Source organism: Psychrobacter sp. 1176_08, assembly GCF_052850615.1.
Genome location: NZ_VXCU01000004.1, coordinates 317,722 through 336,935, shown reverse-complemented (window position 1 = coordinate 336,935; position 19,214 = coordinate 317,722). Strand labels below are relative to the sequence as shown.

17 protein-coding genes are annotated in these 19,214 nt (G+C 43.5%); 12 read left to right on the top strand and 5 right to left on the bottom strand.

Translation table 11 applies throughout. The features are described from left to right. Positions 1-80: 80 nt before the first annotated feature. Positions 81-791: a dTMP kinase gene (gene tmk, locus FW759_RS07415; protein ID WP_446442601.1), complete on the top strand. Its 711-nt coding sequence runs from the start codon at positions 81-83 to the stop codon at positions 789-791. 130 nt (positions 792-921) lie between these two features. Here the strand turns inward: tmk and FW759_RS07410 are convergent, their stop codons facing one another. Further along, positions 922-3,219 (bottom strand): cation:proton antiporter domain-containing protein, encoded by a 2,298-nt coding sequence (locus tag FW759_RS07410; protein WP_446442600.1) that lies wholly within the window; start codon positions 3,217-3,219, stop codon positions 922-924. Between the two features lie 673 nt (positions 3,220-3,892). Here FW759_RS07410 and FW759_RS07405 point away from each other — a divergent pair. The 8 genes from FW759_RS07405 to FW759_RS07370 all read left to right on the top strand — a co-directional run bounded on the left by FW759_RS07405 (position 3,893) and on the right by FW759_RS07370 (position 11,182). Further along, complete coding sequence (locus FW759_RS07405; protein ID WP_446442622.1) at positions 3,893-5,257, top strand: Do family serine endopeptidase; 1,365 nt, start codon at positions 3,893-3,895, stop codon at positions 5,255-5,257. Between the two features lie 236 nt (positions 5,258-5,493). Further along, a complete protein-coding gene (locus FW759_RS07400; protein ID WP_446442599.1) occupies positions 5,494-6,699 on the top strand; it encodes a hypothetical protein in 1,206 nt (401 codons plus the stop codon). Positions 6,700-7,117: 418 nt separating this feature from the next. Further along, complete coding sequence (dapA, locus tag FW759_RS07395; protein WP_062843606.1) at positions 7,118-8,023, top strand: 4-hydroxy-tetrahydrodipicolinate synthase; 906 nt, start codon at positions 7,118-7,120, stop codon at positions 8,021-8,023. A 124-nt stretch (positions 8,024-8,147) separates the two neighbouring features. Beyond that, a complete protein-coding gene (locus FW759_RS07390; RefSeq protein WP_446442598.1) occupies positions 8,148-8,462 on the top strand; it encodes a hypothetical protein in 315 nt (104 codons plus the stop codon). A gap of 128 nt (positions 8,463-8,590) precedes the next feature. Continuing rightward, entirely contained in the window at positions 8,591-9,304 is a 714-nt protein-coding gene (gene purC, locus FW759_RS07385; RefSeq protein ID WP_446442597.1) for a phosphoribosylaminoimidazolesuccinocarboxamide synthase, read from the top strand. 409 nt (positions 9,305-9,713) lie between these two features. Continuing rightward, positions 9,714-10,139: an N-acetyltransferase gene (locus FW759_RS07380; RefSeq protein ID WP_446442596.1), complete on the top strand. Its 426-nt coding sequence runs from the start codon at positions 9,714-9,716 to the stop codon at positions 10,137-10,139. Positions 10,140-10,173: 34 nt separating this feature from the next. After that, positions 10,174-10,806: a DNA-3-methyladenine glycosylase gene (locus FW759_RS07375; RefSeq protein ID WP_446442595.1), complete on the top strand. Its 633-nt coding sequence runs from the start codon at positions 10,174-10,176 to the stop codon at positions 10,804-10,806. Between the two features lie 64 nt (positions 10,807-10,870). Then, positions 10,871-11,182, top strand: a complete 312-nt coding sequence (locus tag FW759_RS07370) for an NGG1p interacting factor NIF3 (protein WP_446442594.1) — start codon at positions 10,871-10,873, stop codon at positions 11,180-11,182. 106 nt (positions 11,183-11,288) lie between these two features. Here the strand turns inward: FW759_RS07370 and FW759_RS07365 are convergent, their stop codons facing one another. Then, entirely contained in the window at positions 11,289-11,756 is a 468-nt protein-coding gene (locus FW759_RS07365; RefSeq protein ID WP_443567127.1) for a hypothetical protein, read from the bottom strand. Positions 11,757-12,566: 810 nt separating this feature from the next. Continuing rightward, positions 12,567-12,770, bottom strand: a complete 204-nt coding sequence (locus FW759_RS07360; RefSeq protein ID WP_062843613.1) for a CsbD family protein — start codon at positions 12,768-12,770, stop codon at positions 12,567-12,569. A gap of 447 nt (positions 12,771-13,217) precedes the next feature. Between FW759_RS07360 and FW759_RS07355 the strand changes: the two genes are divergently transcribed. Further along, positions 13,218-13,958 carry a TetR/AcrR family transcriptional regulator gene (locus FW759_RS07355; protein ID WP_446442593.1) on the top strand — a complete coding sequence of 247 codons (741 nt, stop codon included), beginning with the start codon at positions 13,218-13,220 and terminating at the stop codon, positions 13,956-13,958. Positions 13,959-14,075: 117 nt separating this feature from the next. Next, entirely contained in the window at positions 14,076-16,280 is a 2,205-nt protein-coding gene (locus FW759_RS07350) for a molybdopterin oxidoreductase family protein (RefSeq protein WP_446442592.1), read from the top strand. A gap of 107 nt (positions 16,281-16,387) precedes the next feature. On the opposite strand, the gene FW759_RS07345 is transcribed toward FW759_RS07350, so the two are convergent. Beyond that, the gene (locus tag FW759_RS07345; RefSeq protein ID WP_446442591.1) at positions 16,388-17,713 is read right to left on the bottom strand and encodes a D-amino acid dehydrogenase; all 1,326 of its coding nucleotides are present in this window, start codon (positions 17,711-17,713) and stop codon (positions 16,388-16,390) included. 56 nt (positions 17,714-17,769) lie between these two features. Then, positions 17,770-18,537 (bottom strand): CAF17-like 4Fe-4S cluster assembly/insertion protein YgfZ, encoded by a 768-nt coding sequence (gene ygfZ, locus FW759_RS07340; RefSeq protein ID WP_446442590.1) that lies wholly within the window; start codon positions 18,535-18,537, stop codon positions 17,770-17,772. Positions 18,538-18,794: 257 nt separating this feature from the next. Between ygfZ and FW759_RS07335 the strand changes: the two genes are divergently transcribed. Continuing rightward, on the top strand, positions 18,795-19,148 hold the full coding sequence (locus FW759_RS07335; RefSeq protein ID WP_057758016.1) for a zinc ribbon domain-containing protein YjdM: 354 nt from the start codon (positions 18,795-18,797) through the stop codon (positions 19,146-19,148). Positions 19,149-19,214: the final 66 nt, after the last annotated feature.

The following is a 19,214-nucleotide window of genomic DNA, read 5'->3' as shown; positions in this document are numbered from 1 at the left end:
CATTGTTTATCAAGCAACCTATCATTTAATGAGCGTTATAACAGCACATATAACGCTCATTAATGGCAAAAGGTCATACCATGTCAGTCTCTTCGCAAGCCGATTCTTCCTTATCCAATCATGTCTCATCTAACTTACCGAAAACGTCACACGTGACCAATCAAGGTCGCTTCATTAGTTTTGAAGGCACTGAAGGTGTGGGTAAAACCACAGCGATTGAACAATTATGCTCACGCTTGCAGGAAAATGGCATCGACTATCTGCGTACTCGTGAGCCCGGTGGTAGTCCGTTTGCAGAGCGTCTACGTGAGATATTATTAAATCCAGCCACCGATATTACGGACGATACTGAGCTATTGCTGTTATTTGCGGCGCGCTGCGATCACATGCAGCAAGTCATTTTGCCAGCGTTGCAGCGTGGTGTATGGGTGATCTGTGACAGATTTACTGATTCGACCATTGCTTATCAAGGGTTTGGACGCGGACATGGCGATGATGTTATGCGTGCTAAGATCGATGGGCTGATCAGTCAGTTTGTGCTACAACTACCTGATTTGACATTGTGGTTAGATTTGCCAGTATTAGAAGGGATGGCACGCGCTAACAAACGCGGTGCTGCTGATCGGTTTGAGCAGCAAGCCACCGAGTTTTTTACATGGGTTCATAAAGGGTTCAGCGTGCTAGCTAGTGATTATCCTATGCGGATACAACGTATTGATGCGTCAGGCAGTGCAGATGAGGTTGGCGTGCGAGTTTGGCAGATGGTACAAGAAAAACTGCTTGCCCAATAGCAACCTTCAAGAAAAATAACAGCCTTGAAGAAGCATAGTAAGGTTAAAAGCCTTGTGTCATAAGCAGCATAAAAAAGCCCCAACATTACGTTGAGGCTTTTTTCGTTATAAGCATTTTATGTAGAAACTTTTAACGTTTGTCTGCGTTGATTGAGTCTTTTTCCTCAGGCTCTTTTTGTTCAGACGTTTTAGGAATATCAACGTCTGTACTAGCCGTATTGTCTTGACTAGAATCAGGCAGGCGATTTGGGTCAAGGCCTCCTTTTTTGTTTTTTGGGGCATTACCATTACCATTAGTACTACTGCCAGATGTTTTGGTCTTCGACGTCGCTGTTGAGTTGGCGGACATCACGCCTTTATTCGCAGTGTTAGTAGAAGCTTCTTTTGGCTCTGTCGCTTTATCCTTAGAGGATGTCACGGTGTCCGATAAAGTCTCTGAGCTGCTTGGTTTTGGCGATGCATCATTGCTTATGTTTTGCTCACCATCTTTTTCTATGTTTGCCACAGACTCTTGCGCTGCTGCCTGAGCACTGGTATCGCTCAGCTCCTTTTCTTTACGCTTTTCAGGCGCTTTGGATTTGGATTCAAAGCTGGCATCGGCTGCCATTCGCGCTTGCTCTTGCTTTGGGGTGACATCTACTGGCTTTGGCTGTACTTCATCCTCGACCACCAGCGAGATAAGCTTGCGATCGCGTGGCACATTGCCATCGAATTTATCGGTAATAACGTGCAACTTACCTTCTTTGTCAATGGTATAGAGTGGCACAAATTGTTTGTTATCAGCCTTATACTGCTCAAAACTATAACTGTCTGTAATGTTGGTGATTTTAATACGGGCCTTTTTTGACAGCATACTGGCAAGCTTGGTATAAGTCACATCTTTGCCAAACAGCCACTGCGAATGGAAGTTTGATTGCTTGTCATCACGCTCACTTCTGGCTTTTTCGTCGCTGAATTTGAGACGATACAGTTTACGCTCACCAAATTCATGACGATAATGAATCTCAGACAAGGTGTTCATCTCTTTATCCATACTCATGGCAAATAAACGACCAATACCAATCAGGTCAAGGTGTCGGTCAGCATGATCAGAGATGGGATTACCAAAATAAGTACGTAGCCCACTCATGCGAGCGCGGGCAATATTGGTATAGTTGTTGTGGGCGACAATGACGTCAAAACCTTGGTCTTTCAAAGAGCTGGCCACCAAAAGGGCAATAGGGTTTGAGCCGACAATCAGAATACCGTTGGTTTCAGGCTCACGTACGCCCAGCAAATTACCGACTACCTTTGCACCCAAGCCCTGAATCATGACCGTACCGATGATGACCATAAAGACGAGCGGCACTAATAACTCAACCCCTTGAATATCGTACTCTTGCAAACGAATGGCAAATAACGATGAGATGGCAGCCGCGACGATACCACGTGGCCCAATCCAGCTAATCATGAGTTTTTCACTGGTTTTGAGGTTTGAGCCGATCGAAGAGGCCCACACAGATAGCGGACGCGCCACGAACATGACAATAACGAGTAATACTAAGCCTGCAAAACCAACACTGAGCAAGCTTGCCAACTCCACACGAGCTGCAAGAATGATAAAGAGCACTGAAATCAGAAGAATGGTCAAAGACTCATTAAACTCTAAAATGGTCTCGCGTGGAAATTTTGGCCAGTTTGCCAAGGCAACACCCAGTACCGTAACGGTCAAAAGACCTGATTCGTGTTCTAAGTGATTGGAGACCGAAAACAATACCAGCACAAAGGCAAGCGTAAACACATTACGCAAAAACTCAGGAATCATGTGACGGCGCATGAGAAACGCTAATAGCCAAGCACCAGCCATACCAAGTGCGGTCGCCAATACCACGATTTTAGCAAACAGTAAGATACTGCTGGCTTCGCCGCCTGAAATAATGTACTCATAGACCAATACCACGGCAATAGCGCCGATTGGGTCAATGATGATGCCTTCCCATTTTAGGATATTAGATATCGTTTTATTGGGACGCACACTACGCAGTAGAGGCATGATTACGGTTGGACCTGTGACACAGACCAGCGCACCGAACAATAGAGCGACCAATGGGTCCACATCGAATAACAAGTACGTCGATAGGGCAACGATAGCAATGGTAATCAGAACGCCAACTGAGACTAGCATCTGCACAACGGTGCCATGCTGTTTGATCTCATCGAATTCCAATGTCAGTGAGCCTTCAAACAGGATAATGGCTACGCCCAAAGAGATGAAAGGAAACATGAGTTCCCCAAGCACCAAATCAGGGTCGAAAACGCCTAATACGGGTCCCACAATAATGCCAATTAGCAATAAAAATAAAATGGACGGTTGCTTTAAATACCAAGCCAACCATTGGGCGGCAATACCAATCCCAACCACGCCAGATAATAATAGGGCGGTATCCATAAGTTGATCCTTTTATAATCTTGTCATATTTTATATCTATCAATCGTTTTTATAGAAAAACTGTCGCCAGTCGCGTGATAATTAGAAGCGTCTGTTGATAATGGCATCTTTTTATAAAGTCTGAGCTACAACAATGATAGCCATCATGAATCACAACATGAGCTAAATATGATATATATACTATAAAGTAGTAGAGACAAAAGCATTCCCAAACATATAACGCCATTTTAGAAATGCAAAAGATGAAAAATAAGAGTGATGATCGTCAATTTGATAAACTTACCGTCAGTAAATTCAACGTTTGTTTTTTGAGAAATTATTTGGCTGCTATCATACCATGATTTTATTTCTTACCTATCATGATAGGAATTACCACCGTATCAGCACGAATACTTTGTAACTGCAGAAGCGTGAGTAAGAATAAACAGCCTCAACGACATCAATAACTGATCTATTAAAACGGTAAATAGAGCGAAAGCTATGCAGGCGACATTATCTAAGATCACTTTAGCTTATACAAGTCACGACCGATAACAGCCAATATGGCCCTTAATAATAATTGACCATTCATGCAGAGGACGATATGCCTATCACTATATTCAAAGCGCGCACTAAACTTAGTATGCAACATTGGTTACGCCGCAGTGCATTGGCGCTTGCTGTTGGCACAGCGATGGCAACTGGCATCACTGCAACGACCTTGACTTCTGCTCAAGCCGCCGTAACCACAGCGGATTTTTCTAATCTCGTACAACAAGTCACGCCTGCGGTTGCACGTGTCAACGTCACAAAAACAGTCAGTGAGGAGGAGCTTGCCAAAGCGCAAACGGCCGAATTATTGCGACAATTCTTTGGTGACCGCCTACGTATTCCAGATCAGGCCACCACTCCAGCGGTTGAGCATGCTTATGGCACGGCTTTTTTTGTGACTTCTGATGGCTATATGCTGACCAATCATCATGTGATAGAAGGGGCTGATAAAATCACGGTCACGCTCAATGACAGAACAGAGCTGGATGTGACCTTGGTGGGTAGTGATGAGCGCTCAGATGTGGCAGTACTTAAGGTGGCAGGCAGTCAGTTCCCAGCGCTACCCATTGGGGATTCAAGTGCGCTAAAAGTAGGGGAGCCTGTACTTGCTATTGGTTCGCCATTCGGTTTTGATTATTCCGCATCAGCGGGCATTGTCAGTGCCAAATCACGCAGCTTTTCACGCGAGATCAGTGTACCTTTTATCCAAACCGATGTGGCACTCAACCCTGGCAATTCAGGTGGTCCATTGTTTAACCAGCGCGGTGAAGTGATTGGTATTAACTCACGTATCTTCAGTGGTACTGGCGGCTATATGGGGCTGTCCTTCTCGATTCCGATTGATGCTGCTATGGATATTTATGAGCAGATAAAAACGAACGGAGAAGTGGCGCGCGCCTATATGGGTATTTATCCTCAAGATATTGATCGCAATTTGGCAGAAGCTTACAATTTAGCACGTCCGCAAGGGGCGTTATTGACCCGTGTCTCTCCAGATTCACCCGCTCAAAAAGCAGGTCTAAAATCGGGCGATATCATTTTGCAATATAATGATGTACAAATCATGCGTGCCTCAGACTTACTCAATCTGCTAAATCGTGCAAAACCCAGCGATACATTTCGCGCCCAAATCCAACGTAACGGTCAGCAGATGACAGTGAGTGGCAAGCTTACTTATGCACCCGATGACGTGCGAGCACAAGGTGGCGATCAGCAAAGTAACGATATACAACTAGGTTTGCGTCTACGTAACCTGACAGCCGATGAACAAGCAGAGATCAGTGTAGACAAAAGCTCAGGTATCTTGGTGACCACCGTTGATCCAACTGGTTTGGCAGCGCGATCTGGTATCATGGCAGGCGATGTGATTACCAATTTCCACCAAAAACCAATCAGAAAAGTGGCAGATTTTTCAAGTGCGATCTCATCATTACCCAAAAAAGGTGTGGTGACCATCGAGGTTATTCGTCAAGGTGTGCCTGGTATTATCGGTCTGCGTATTGAGTAAGTAGCACTGTCGCAGATGCAATAATAGAGACTGGGCTTCAGGATAGTATGGAGAGCGAGTCGATAATTGTACTTGTCTATCACAGAGCTTGACCTCTATAATGGCTGATTTTTTTGGCAAATGACCAAAAGCCGTCACTAACTGACGCCATGAGTGATAGATTTATTGCTCAATGCGTTCTAACATAGAGTAAGCCATTTGATAGGCTCCTATTCTTCAGTAACTACCAGGTAATTATGACTGACCATGCTTTTTATATACTCAGTACTTCTACGGCAGCAGCATTGCTAGCGTATATAGTACTGTGGTCAGGGCTACAGACATTCAATGCCAATCCCACCAAGCGTTTTTTACGCATTTGGATTAAGTTGATATTGTATTATGCTGCTTATACCATGCCTGTTTGGATAGTGCTGTTGGTTTTGGGGTGGTTACAAAAGACGCTACCGATGATGCAAGACTCCGTATCATTCTTAGTCTTGGCAATACTGGTCATGGGGTTGTATTTTTATACAGTGATTGTACAGCCCAATCGTTTGCGCGTAGAGCATCATGCGGTTGATTTGAGTTTGTCCTCACCACTGACCGTTGCTGTACTGGCGGATTTACGTATTGGTTTATATAGTGGCAAGCCGCGCCACATTCGAAAATTGGTTGCTACCATCAATGCGCTATCAGCGGATGCGGTCATGATTACAGGCGACTGGTTGTATTACCCAAGCGCTGATTTGGTTGGACAGCTCATGCTATTCAAAGGTGTGAATAAGCCCATCTATACTGTGATGAGCGTCTCAGATCTGCGTTATCAGTCGATTAATACCACCAAGCAAGGTCAGCCTCTATTAGAAGATACGTTGGCCAGCGCTTTTGACATACTGGATATCAGTTATATTGGTCAGCAGTGTACGTCATTGCCCCTGACCTGCGCGGCAACTGCAAAGGGCCATTCAGTGCCCAGCGTGTCAAGTTACTCCCAAAATGCTCAAAAGCTAACCAAGAAAAAAAGCACAAAAAATAATCCTGTGGTCGCATTGCTGTGCGGCTGGCAAGATATTCCTCAACTAACGACTGAGGTTGAAACTCCCAGTAAAGCAGCCAAAGCGGCGCTTGCTGACAAGATTACTCATGCCTCTCAGCCTGTTATTATTTTAGCATCACGATTTGATAGTATTAGTCATTTGCCAAGATCGGTGCAACCACGCCCTTTATTGATCACGGGTGCGGCAAAAACAACTCAAAAAAATATATGGTTGGCGCAAAAACAAAAAAATATCCAGCGCAATAAAGAACGCTCCGCCTTGCTAAGAAACAACCGTATGAGTAAACAGCACGGTTTATATCAATATGGTAGCGCACAGATATTTGTGAGTAGTGGTGTCGGTACGCGAGGCTTGCCTTTTCGCTTATATCGTCCTACTATCGATGTGTTGACCATTCGCTAATTAAGCCGAAAAAATATGAGGTTGAGGCCATCGCTATCATAATTAAAAAGAAAAATAAGAGGCGATTTGGTATTCATTAATGCTATTGACGGGTAATTGATTGATAGCGGTTAAATCAAAATATGCTACACTAGCAGGCGATTTTATTATTATGGGTTTCTTATTTAAAAGGCATATTTGGTGATTGGCAACAATACCGCCAATACTGGTGTTAGCGTTCAAAATCTACGCTATCAATGTCATAAATAACAGCCAAATACTCAGCATAATATTGAGCAAGAAGTTATCAAGCAAGAAATTGGCCATGGTCTTTATAAGTGCACACATTCATGGGTGCTACCATAACAATGGACACTTGCAAACGACCTATCATGTGACAGCTTTGACAAAAGCTAGGATAATACAGTAAGGCACGGTTATGAGCACAGCATACGACGAGATCAAAACCCGACTACAAGGCTCAATGGTAGCCTTGGTAACGCCCATGCACCCTGACGGCACGGTTGATTATAAACGTCTGGCAGACCTCATAGATTGGCAGATTGAGCAAGGCACTCATTGTCTTGTTGCTGTCGGTACCACTGGTGAGTCGGCAACCCTATCTATGCAAGAGCACAGCGATGTCATTCGCTATTTTGTGCAGCATGTCAAAGGTCGCGTACCGGTTATCGCTGGAACAGGTGCTAACAATACGATGGAAGCGATTAAACTGACTCAGGATGCAGCAGATGCTGGTGCAGACTGTGCCTTGTTGGTCGCGCCTTACTATAATAAGCCCCCTCAAGAAGGCATATATCAGCATTATCAAGCGATTGCCAAGGCGGTCAATATACCTCAGATGCTTTATAATGTCCCTGGACGCACAGTCGTGGATATTGCTCAAGAAACGGTTGAACGTTTGGCTGATATCGAAAATATCGTTGCGATTAAAGACGCTACCGGTTCTGCACTACGCGGTGAGCAACTCATCAAAGCGGTTGGTGATAGAATGGTTGTGCTATCAGGCGATGATGGTACAGCGCTTGAGTTGATGAAATTTGGCGGTAAAGGCAATATTTCAGTCACTGCCAACGTCGCGCCAAAAGCCATGAGCGATACTTTTGCCGCAGGCTTACGCGGTGATTTTGATGCGGCCAATAAAGCCCATGATGTCGTTAAGCACTTACACCGTGATTTATTTATTGAGTCGAGCCCCATTCCAGCGAAATACGCCCTGCATAAAATGGGCATGATAGATACAGGTATTCGCTTACCATTAGTATGGTTGGCAGAACAACATCATGCGACCATTGATAACGCCTTAGTCAAAGCGAACTTATTGTAAAATTGAGCAGATAATTGCGAAGCATATGAGTGATAACATAAGCATTGCATGACTATCTAAGATCTTGTGAACACAATAAGCCAATTGCTCAAATGAGCAATCATTGCTAACTCAGAGAGATAACATGATGACAGTATCATCAAAGACTGCAAAAATATTCCCTGCGATGTTGACCCTAATTTTAGGTAGCACCATCGTATTAAGCGGCTGCCAAAGTGTGAAAAACGTGCTTGGTAAGCGTGACAATGGCAGTTTAGAATATCAGCAAAGCAAAAAGCTTGCGCCAATAGCGCTACCAGCTGACAAAGAAACGGCCCCATTTGTACCACTGTACCCAACGCCAAATGCAGGGGCAAATACGCTGACACTACAGAATGAATCAGGTAGTCAGTATCAACTGCCAAAACCTCAGCGCACGGTGAGCACACCCGTAAACTAATTCTATTTCCTTCTTTATACCGCTGGCTTTTATTGCAATTAATCTAATGAGATTAATGTAGTAATATAAAGACTCAGCGGTAGCTGCGCGTTTTTACCACATAAGCTTGAACGAACAGGACTCCTCTCATGCAAAAGCAACAACTGCTGTATAAAGGCAAAGCCAAATCTGTCTATGAAACAGAAGACAATGATCTTTTGATTCTACATTTCCGTGATGATACCTCAGCGCTTGATGGCAAGCGTATCGAACAATTGGCACGCAAAGGTGTCGTCAACAATCGCTTTAACGCTTTTATCATGCAAAAATTGGCGGATGCCGGCATTGAAACGCATTTCGAAAAGCAGTTGTCTGATGACGAAGTATTGGTCAAGCGTTTGGACATGATTCCAGTTGAGTGCGTGGTTCGCAACTTTGCGGCAGGTAGTTTGGTTCGTCGTTTGGGCTTAGAAGAAGGCCAAGCATTGACGCCGCCTACTTATGAATTGTTTTACAAAGATGATGCCCTTGGTGACCCGATGGTCAATGAATCACTGTCAGTATCGCTGGAATGGGCAACTGAAGAACAGCTGGCTAGAATGAAAGAGCTGACATATCAAGTTAATGATGTATTAGAAGCGTTGTTTGAAGCAGGCGATTTGATACTGGTTGATTTTAAATTAGAATTTGGCGTATTCCATGACCGCATCGTATTAGGAGATGAGTTCTCTCCAGATGGTTGTCGCATTTGGGACAAGACGACTAAGAAGAAACTGGATAAGGATCGTTTCCGTCAGTCACTAGGCGATGTGATCGAAGCCTATGAAGAAGTAGCTAACCGTATTGGTGTGCCACTGAGCTAAAGGTTCGATAATTAACATCAAAAAAACTGAGCCATGTGCTCAGTTTTTTTATGGTATTAAATTAATTTGGGTTTCCTAATGAGGACTTGAATTTTTGGTTGTAGGCCAATAGTATCGACGTCTTAACGTACTAAAATAGTCATAGTCTATTTACAATTGGCGCACTATACAGATATTAAGCCTTCAGCTATATCTGCTTATATATCAAGATGAAACATTAATATTGAGCATACTTGAACTATCAAGAGCCATACGCTAAAAGAATTATTATTGAGGTGTATCCGATATTTAAAATTGACCACTCTACTCTGATAGACAAAGATATGAACCAGCCAAACTACTAAATGTTAAAAAGATATTATCATATTAGAGTATACCCTAAATTCTTATTTATGAGTTGAAATTAGAGATGATTAGAAAATACAGAAAAGATGACATCGAAATATTGTTGGATATTTGGTTAAGAGCGTCTATCGAAGCACATGATTTTATTGCGCCTGATTTTTGGAGGTCGCAAGTAAATAATATGCGGAATATCTACATACCAGCTTCAGAAAATTATGTTTACGAAAGAGAGTCCAAAGTACTAGGTTTTTATTCTTTACATGAAAATACTTTGGCTGCTATTTTTGTATCTCCTGAGAGTCAGAGAGCAGGTATCGGTAAGCAATTAATGAACCATGCAAAAAAGCAAAGGGAAAATATTGTTCTTTCTGTTTATAAAGAAAATGAGCCAAGTTTTAACTTTTATCTATCGCAAGGTTTTACTGTTGTCAGCGAACAAATTGATGAGCATACAGGACGTCAGGAATACACCATGAGCACAAGTATATAACTTCCAATTTCACAAGTAAGAAAAGGCTTCGCTAATGTCTACTGCTTCATCAACTGTGTTAGAGCCAACATGGTTTACTCGTCCAACCTGTGTGGTGGCCGCTGATTTGGTAGGTAAGGTCCTATGTCGAAAACTGACCGACAGCGACGGATCAGAAAAAGTTTTGCGAATGCGCATTTCTGAGACCGAAGCCTATATTGGTTTAGAAGATCCTGCCTGTCATTCCCATGCAGGAACGCGTACGGAACGCACTGAGATCATGTATGCACAAGGCGGCGTATTTTATGTCTATCTAACCTATGGCATCCATCACTTACTCAATATGATTACAGCGGCAGCCGAGTCGCCTGAATCGGTTTTGATTCGAGCAGGGTTTTTGACAGAAGATAGTGATCGTCTGAGTGATGAGCAATATCAAAGCGCAGACAAGCAACTGACTCATCCCAAACAGTTTGCAGGTCCGGGCAAACTCACAAAACGTTTGCAGATTGACCGTGACTTATATGGAAAATCAATTGAGCCTACATCCGATGTCTGGATAGAAGATGATGGCTGTGCACCGCCCATATCATTGCGCCCTCGTATTGGAATCGATTATGCTGGTGACGCCAAAGACTGGCTATTACGCTATGTATGGACAGATCACCCTTCTTTATCCAAAAAATAGGCATCTGTGCAAATGCTGTGCACATAGCCACTTTTATCTTAATGCCATTTTATGAGGTAGAGACATGTATAAGCTGACAGTATTCATTCCCAATGACGCCTTAGATACAGTAAAGTCGGCTTTGTTTGCCGCGGGCGCAGGAACGATCGGTGATTATGAACAGTGCTGCTGGCAAGTGCAGGGCACAGGACAATTCATGCCATTGACTGGTAGTACACCGCATATTGGCACACACAATCGCCTTGAAACTGTTGAAGAGTGGCGAGTGGAGATGGTGGTTGAGGAAAACGCCATTGAAGCGACCATTGCTGCATTAAAACATACCCACCCTTATGAAACGCCCGCCTATGATGTGATTAAGGTATTGGAATTTTAAAGGTATTAAGGTTTTTTAAAGCATAAAAAAGGTCAAATAAACAAACAGTGGGTTTATTTGACCTAAAGCATCCATAGCGTAGGGATGTCAAAAGCGTAAACGCGCCTTAAGACCAACGATGCTTGTTATGCTTATCATGATACTTGTCTTTATGTTTGCCCTTGTTCTTGTACTTATTTTTATTAGGATGCTTTTTATCATATTTATTGTGCTCCCCATTATTTGACCAACCAGTTCTATTTGAGCTAATCAGTCTAAGGCTAGGGTAGGCGTACTGACGCTCATAGTTCTGATTGTCTTTTCTAACATGGGCCGTTAGGGTGCGATCACCGCGGTAGTTATCAGACCTGATATCCATGACTTGATAGCCTTGACGGCGCAAGTTTTCACGTAGTTGCTGCTTAGCGCGATTGTAATTGGCATTGTCGTTATTACTATTATCACGATAAACAGGGCGATTGTCATAGCCATAACCTGGACCTGCAACGGTACAGCCGACAGTAGTACCTAATAGTGCAGCGACCAGGCTCGTAGAGACCACTGTCTTAAATGAAAAAAGGTTTGAGAAGTTCATAATCCAATGTCCTATGATAGGGTTAAAATAGCTGGCTAATAGTGAGGTTATTAGTGGCCAAAAAGGTATTGCATGTTATGAATGGTAAAAAATCACATTTCAAAATACGTATATCAGGTAGCTTTTAAAGGTAATTAAAAGATGATTTTCGTATTTAGAAATCTTTTCTTACATTATCTATCATAAGTGACAAAGCTTGATATTACGTGTCCTATGCGTTAATAAGTTGTAATTATTGTTTAATAATGAGAGTGTTGTAAGCATATGCTTACATGCAATGACGCTTACGCGACTTAACAGCAGGTTAGGATTCAAGCATTATGTTCATACGGCATTAGGAAGTGTGACTCAAGGATTGAGTGAACCGCATTAAGGATAATGAGTCATTTATTAGAATCAGGATGATGATGATAAATGAAGTAAGGACACATAAGTTTTGCCAGTGACAGCGGTAGTATGCTGTTTAGTGTAGTAAAAAGGGTAGGATGCCCAGTATCACGATATACTGAATATCATGCAAGGATGCATAGGAAGCAGTGGTGATAGGTAACATGGATGGTTAACAATAAAACCGCATAACAAGAGTGTTATGCGGTTTTATCGTATCTGGATTTTGCTTATTTATTTATCATCTTAATAACATATGCCAAATACACAATCGTTTGATTCTTTATGAATTGTGCAAACTAAAAAAACCGTATGAATCCTCATACGGTTTTTTATTGTCTGGTATTTTTAATCTATCTATTACTCGTTCTATTTATTGCTCGTAATGCAGTTTAACTTTTACAAAGCAATAATTAGATAAAATTAGTATTTATTTTCAGTGCGCCAAGCATCAACTTCACGTTCAGCGTCTTCTTTATTGTGACCGTAACGTTCTTGGACTTTACCTACTAACTTGTCACGACTGCCTTCGACATGTAGTAGATCGTCATCAGTAAGATCAGCCCATTTTTGTTTTACTGAGCCTTTCATTTGGTTCCAGTCACCTTTTAGAGTATGTTCGTTCATTATTATATTCCTTCTATTATTATCAAAGTGGTTGTAAAGACAATTGTTCCATCTGTCTTTTATTCATTAACTTTTTACTCAGCAAGCTCATATATAAGCCAACTGGTGATATCTAATATAGGCATTCCTAATCGACTTGTCTGTATAGGCAATGTTTAGAGTGTTTCTCCATTATAGTGATTTACACTCCTGTGTTATAAGCCGCTTATTTGTGTAATAACTGACGCACTTTCTCAGTAATCTACGTAAAAACCGTAAGCAAATTTAGCAAAGATAATCACGGTTATAGCGTCGTTCAACACCTTTGTCCCAAATCTATGTATGGGCATTAAACACTTAGTGATGGACTTGTTAGAGAAATGACTATAGGCTTATAGTTGAAATTATTTTCATATTTAATAATCATCATATTTAGTAAATACTTTATAAAGCTCGTATAAATGGACAATGGATACATTTGACCCAATGAATTTGATAGATATAGCGACTGAAGTGCCTAAAGAATCAAAGCGTGAGCGAGCCAAAGCTAAAACACGGCATGCTCTGCTAAAAAGTGCGTTGCAACTCTATAGTGCAGAAGGCGCTTGTGGCATGAGTATGAACAAGATTGCAAAAAATGCCGGTATTGCACAGCCCAGCTTTTATAATCATTTCGATAGCTTGGAGGCGCTACAAAACGAGTTGAGTGAGCAGCTCAAACATCACTATCTCTCACCCATGCGTACGGCTTGGATAACTATGCTCAAGGACTATACAACGTTGACAAGCGAGCAGTTTTATCAGCGTTGCCAGTATTGTTTGACCATGATTTTTGATGCAGCTTTTCAGAATATCGAGCTGTTTCAGCGCTTAATCGAAGATGATTTACGCGCGACAACGCAGGCAGAAAATCACGAGAGATGCCAAAAGGGCGGTGTCACTGATCGTTTATCAGATAAAGGTTTGGGTCGCTTGATTAGTGAGATAAAAGAGTCATGGGCAGAGATATTTGCCCAAGGATTGACGTCAGCGCAGTGTTCTTTTGAAGCCTCTCAAGTCAATCTCTGCGTTGATGTGGCTGTGGCGCAAGTCCATGAGTTGATAATAGGCTGCCATCAACAGCGTTACTCAAGGTCGCAGGCCATTGCTATCTTGTGCAAAAATTTTGATGTGTTGTTTAGTAGTTTTTTTCACGAAAGCTGTCACTAATCAATATAGAAAGTACTGTGGTGAGCAACCTCGTAAAAAAGTGATGGTTATCACACTATTATGAAATGGAATTTATGTAGCAAGGATGATCGTAAACATATAGTAAGGAGCGTAACCATGAGTAGCAAAGCTGTACAGGACTACGAACAAACGCATTTTCGGACCTGTAATTTGTGTGAAGCGATGTGCGGTATCGTCATCAAACACGATGGTGACAAAGTACTATCGATTAAGGGTGATAAGGATGACCCGTTCTCACAAGGGTATATTTGCCCAAAAGCGACTGCCTTGCAGGATTTACATGAAGACCCTGATCGTTTGCGCCAGCCTGTCGAGAGAACGAAAGATGGCTGGAAGGAAATTAGCTGGCCTGATGCCTTGGACAAAGTAGCAGTAGGCATCAAATTCGTACAGCAAAAACATGGCAAAAACGCCCTTGGTGTCTATCTTGGCAATCCAAATGTCCACAACTTGGGCGGGATGCTAACGATTAAGCATCTACTGGGTAGCATCAAGACGCGCAGTCGTTTTTCTGCTACCTCTATCGATCAGTTGCCCCATCACATCGTGAGTATGCATTTATTTGGCCATATGCTACGTATCCCTGTCCCTGACATCAATCGTACCCAATATATGCTCATCATAGGTGGTAATCCGCTGGCGTCTAACGGCAGTATTATGACCGCACCAAACATGCGCCAAAAACTAAAAGACATCAAAGCTCGCGATGGTAAAGTGGTGGTGATTGACCCAAGACGGACCGAAACCGCAGAGATTGCAAGCGAGCATCATTTCATACGCCCAGCGACCGACGTGTTATTGCTACTAGCAATGCTGAACGAAACCTACGCGCAAGGTTATGCCGATAAAGCACGGCTTAACAATAATAAAGCGGCGTCATTAGCCCCAGAGATTGAGCGAATCGCAGACTTCGCCAAAGATTATAGTGCAGAGTCAGTGGCCAGCATTACTGGTATTGCCGCAGCCGACATCAAACGCATGGTGACAGAGTTTTGTGAAGCACCGAGCGCCGTCTGTTATGGACGTATGGGCGTCTCAGTACAAGCGTTTGGCTTGTTAAGCCAATATTTGATTATGGTGATGAACATCGTCACTGGGCGCTTAGATGAAGTCGGTGGCTTGATGTTCCCCAACCCTGCGGTAGATGTGGTCAATAACTCAGGTCCTGGCTATTTGGGTAAGCGTCACAGCCGCGTGAATAATTTGCCTGATTTCAATGGCGATTATCCAGTGGTTGCCATGGCGGATGAGATGTTGATAGAAGGCGAGGGACAACTAAAAGGATTTATGACGGTTGCAGGCAATCCTGTCTTGAGCACGCCCAATGGTGAAAAATTAGATACAGCGTTGGCAAACTTAGATTTTATGGTATCGCTCGATTATTTCATCAATGAAACCAGTCGTCACGCCCATATTATCTTGCCCCCTGTCTCGCCATTAGAGCGCGATCATTACGACGTGACCTTTAACAACTTTGCAGTCCACAATGTCGCCAAATATTCAAACGCCTTGTTTCGTAAACATAAAAAAGCCAAACACGATTGGCAGATTTATTTAGAGCTGGCAAAACGTCTTGATAAAAAAGTACCGATGGCTACCAAGGTTGAGCGCCTACTCATCAGTACTTTGGGGCCAAAATTCATACTTGACCAAGGCCTCAGACGCGGCCCCTATAAAGGCTTGAATTTAAAGAAATTGAAAAAAAATATACACGGCATGGACTTAGGGCCACTCAAACCAATGCTGCCAAAAGCCTTAAAGCATAAAGATCAGAAAATTCATCTAAATGTGGATTTTTATCAAGCAGATTTGGACCGCGTACAAGCGATGATGCAAGATTATGACGACACACAAATCTTACTCATCGGTCGTCGCCATGTGCGCAGTAACAATTCTTGGTTGCATAACAGCCAGCGCTTGGTCAAAGGCAAGTCTCGTTGTACGCTCATGCTGCATCCAGAAACAGCTGAGCACCATGGTATTGAAGACGGTCAAGATGTGAGAGTGACCTCTCGAGTAGGCAGCGTGGTCATTACAGCAGAAGTGACCGATGAGCTGATGCCGGGTGTTGTCAGTATTCCGCATGGCTTTGGTCATGGACGCACAGGCGTTAAGCAAAAGATCGCGCAAGCGCATGCTGGCGTCAGTGTGAATGATCTGACAGACGATACATTGATTGATACCTTAAGTGGTAATGCGGCGGTCAATGGCGTGCCAGTGCAGCTAGAGGCGTTGGGTGCTAATACAGACGAGATGTCTACTGCGACATCAGAAGACTCAATAGATAGTGCAATGGCTTAAACTTAGGTTTTATTGCAAGTCTATCGAAAAGTAAAAAAGGCGTTTACCTAATGTAAGCGCCTTCTTTTTTATGATCGTAAGTCTAATTATGTTATGTCAATATTAGGTCAATCGCTTGCGCCTATAAAGTCAAAATTGACAGCGGGCATTTCACCTTGCATTAATAAGCTAATCGCTTTTGCAGAGCCGCAGGCATGTGTCCAACCAAGCGTTCCATGACCAGTATTGAGCCATAGATTATCAAAGGTGGCTGAAGTGTTTTGACTACCGTGGCGAACTTGACCGACATGGGCGCGCCCAATCAAAGGCACATTAGAAGGTGTCATAGGTCGCAGTCCCGTCCAATATTGGACAGAGTTTGCAATGATGCCTTTTGGAAATAATTGCTGCACGCGCTTGGTAATGGCTTCGCAGCGCACCGTATTTAAATCTAAATTATAGCCATTGAATTCTGCTGTGCCAGCCACTCGTAATTTATTACCAAGACGTGAAGTCACCAGCTTAAATTCGTCATCAATAAGGCTGATAAAAGGAGCATGGTGCGGCGCACGAGGATTAACTTGATAAGTGGCTGAATAGCCTTTTGCAGGAAAAATAGGCAGATGAATACCAAGCGTCTTCATCAATGGCACACTATAACTGCCAAGCGCCAATACGTGGCTGTCAGCACTAAAGGTTTGGGCGTTTTCGCCTTTGGGTCTGATGGTAATGCTGTGGATATGCGGTCGACTGGCTTGCGTGTCGGTATTAATAGCTAGAATCTCGGTATCATATAAAAAACGGACGCCCGCTTCTATACAGCGCTGCGCAAGCCGCTGGGTAAAGAGGTGCGCATTGCCAGATTCATCGCGACTGGTATATGTCGCTCCCGTGAGTTTGTGAGCAATGTGATAAAGCGCTGGCTCCAGACTTACTGCGTTATTGATATCAATGACGTAGCGCTCACAGCCAAGTGCTTGCATGCGTTCTGTGGGTTTGAGAGCGGCATCAAACTCGGCCTGACTGGTATAAAAATGCATGATACCGCGGGTTTGCTGCTCGTAATCAATGCCAATATCAGCCCGCAATTGTTGCAAGGCATCCCGTGAATACAGCCCCAGACGCACCATTTGTACCAAATTTGCATCGGCTTTGTCAGCGCGGCATTCTTGCAAAAACTGCATGGCCCATTTGAGCTGCGCTTTATCCGCACGAAGCCGATAAAGCAACGGCGCGTCCTCTTTAAACAGCCACTTAAGCGCTTTCATCGGCGTGGCTGGATTGGCCCAAGGTGTGGCATGTGAGACCGATATCTGACCACCGTTGGCAAAGGACGTCTGCATGCCTGCCGCTGATTCGCGCTCAATCACAGTCACATTATAACCAGCTTGACGTAGATACCATGCGGTGGCCACGCCCACCACACCTGCTCCGAGTACCACAATATGTGTCATAGGACGCTCTGCTGCGTTTTAGTAAAATAGGTAAGAAGTGTGCGCATTGTCTGATGCTATTTTGCGCGAGCAACATCTGCTTGTAGGGCAGGCGGTAAATCCAATACCGTCAACTCACTCTCAGCAAGATGTTCTGGGCGAGCCACCACGAGCGCTTCAAAACCCTCAGTCGTCGTTAGGGTATTGACCACTTGGATTTTGTCCAGCTTATCCCCTGCTGTTGGCGCGGTACCTGCGCCTTTTACACTGGAGCCTTTTATATAGTGTAAAAATGCTTTTGGGGCAGATTTAAAATAGATACGAGCAATGACTTCTTGACCTAAGTAGCAGCCTTTGTCGTAGTCCATGCCGCCACGCTGATGCAGGCGCAGCTCTTGTGGTTGGAACTCACCTTGAGTGGCGGCAACGATCCAATAGTTGCCCGTAGCAAGACTACATTGCATCCATGCTTGCGTGTCTTTAGGCGTATTATGATCTTCTTTATGACTAAAAGTGGGCTCATCTGCCAGCACACAGGGATAAATAGCAATCGGTTCGCTGGTATCAAATTTAGAAAATGCTCCGAACTTTTTCAAGTGCGATTGTAGAGATGCGGCACAATCGGCACTAATGACCACATCATATTGTTTTTCTGCCTGTTTTTTGATCCAAATACCAAATTCAATCCGACCTTTTAAATTACCAATAGCGGCGGCTTGGTAGCTCAGTCCAAGTTTGGTGACATCACAGGTGAGCTGACCTTGAAGGAATTTTTCCGCGTCTTCCCCTTGAATGGTGAGTTGGGCAAACTGCGGCAGTATTGATGTGTCTGAAACTTGAGTCATTATTATTATCCTTCTAATAAAAGTGTATTCAGTAAAGATATGAGCAGCAAAATTGAGTGAGAAAAAAGCGTAAAACTAAATCTGGATGTAGCTACAAAGAGTACCACAAAACCGACAGTCATAAAAAATGTCATCGCTTGGCTATAGCTTGGGGCCGACACCCAATTTTCAAAGGTACAAATTGGTTAAAGGTGACGAGTTACGGTACAATGTGAGCTCCAGAATACCCCTAATTTACGATGGCTGCCGAGGAAATCATGAGCTTACCTAATTGTCCAAAATGTGATGCTGAATATACGTACGAAGATGGTGCGTTACTGGTATGTCCGATGTGCGCTCACGAGTGGACGGCGGCTGAGACGGATGCAGCGCAAGCTGAAGACCAAGATGCCGTCATTCGCGATGCGGTGGGTAATGAGTTACAGGATGGCGACGCGGTCACCGTGATTAAAGATTTAAAAGTTAAAGGTTCCTCAATCGTCATCAAAGTGGGCACCAAAGCAAAAAGCATTCGCCTGTTGCCAGACGCGACCGATGGTCACGATATTGACTGCAAACTTGATGGTTATGGCCCTATGAAGCTCAAATCTTCTGTGGTTAAAAAAGCGTAATAAAAGAAAGCTGCGACTGATTTGAAAGAGTGACTCAGCGACAACCAATCAGTACCAATGGTATTG

Coding starts and splice junctions, on each gene's coding strand:
- tmk (WP_446442601.1), top strand. CDS start 81: ATGTCAGTCTCTTCGCAAGCCGATTCTTCCTTATCCAATCATGTCTCA.
- FW759_RS07410 (WP_446442600.1), bottom strand. CDS start 3,219: ATGGATACCGCCCTATTATTATCTGGCGTGGTTGGGATTGGTATTGCC.
- FW759_RS07405 (WP_446442622.1), top strand. CDS start 3,893: ATGGCAACTGGCATCACTGCAACGACCTTGACTTCTGCTCAAGCCGCC.
- FW759_RS07400 (WP_446442599.1), top strand. CDS start 5,494: ATGACTGACCATGCTTTTTATATACTCAGTACTTCTACGGCAGCAGCA.
- dapA (WP_062843606.1), top strand. CDS start 7,118: ATGAGCACAGCATACGACGAGATCAAAACCCGACTACAAGGCTCAATG.
- FW759_RS07390 (WP_446442598.1), top strand. CDS start 8,148: ATGATGACAGTATCATCAAAGACTGCAAAAATATTCCCTGCGATGTTG.
- purC (WP_446442597.1), top strand. CDS start 8,591: ATGCAAAAGCAACAACTGCTGTATAAAGGCAAAGCCAAATCTGTCTAT.
- FW759_RS07380 (WP_446442596.1), top strand. CDS start 9,714: ATGATTAGAAAATACAGAAAAGATGACATCGAAATATTGTTGGATATT.
- FW759_RS07375 (WP_446442595.1), top strand. CDS start 10,174: ATGTCTACTGCTTCATCAACTGTGTTAGAGCCAACATGGTTTACTCGT.
- FW759_RS07370 (WP_446442594.1), top strand. CDS start 10,871: ATGTATAAGCTGACAGTATTCATTCCCAATGACGCCTTAGATACAGTA.
- FW759_RS07365 (WP_443567127.1), bottom strand. CDS start 11,756: ATGAACTTCTCAAACCTTTTTTCATTTAAGACAGTGGTCTCTACGAGC.
- FW759_RS07360 (WP_062843613.1), bottom strand. CDS start 12,770: ATGAACGAACATACTCTAAAAGGTGACTGGAACCAAATGAAAGGCTCA.
- FW759_RS07355 (WP_446442593.1), top strand. CDS start 13,218: ATGGATACATTTGACCCAATGAATTTGATAGATATAGCGACTGAAGTG.
- FW759_RS07350 (WP_446442592.1), top strand. CDS start 14,076: ATGAGTAGCAAAGCTGTACAGGACTACGAACAAACGCATTTTCGGACC.
- FW759_RS07345 (WP_446442591.1), bottom strand. CDS start 17,713: ATGACACATATTGTGGTACTCGGAGCAGGTGTGGTGGGCGTGGCCACC.
- ygfZ (WP_446442590.1), bottom strand. CDS start 18,537: ATGACTCAAGTTTCAGACACATCAATACTGCCGCAGTTTGCCCAACTC.
- FW759_RS07335 (WP_057758016.1), top strand. CDS start 18,795: ATGAGCTTACCTAATTGTCCAAAATGTGATGCTGAATATACGTACGAA.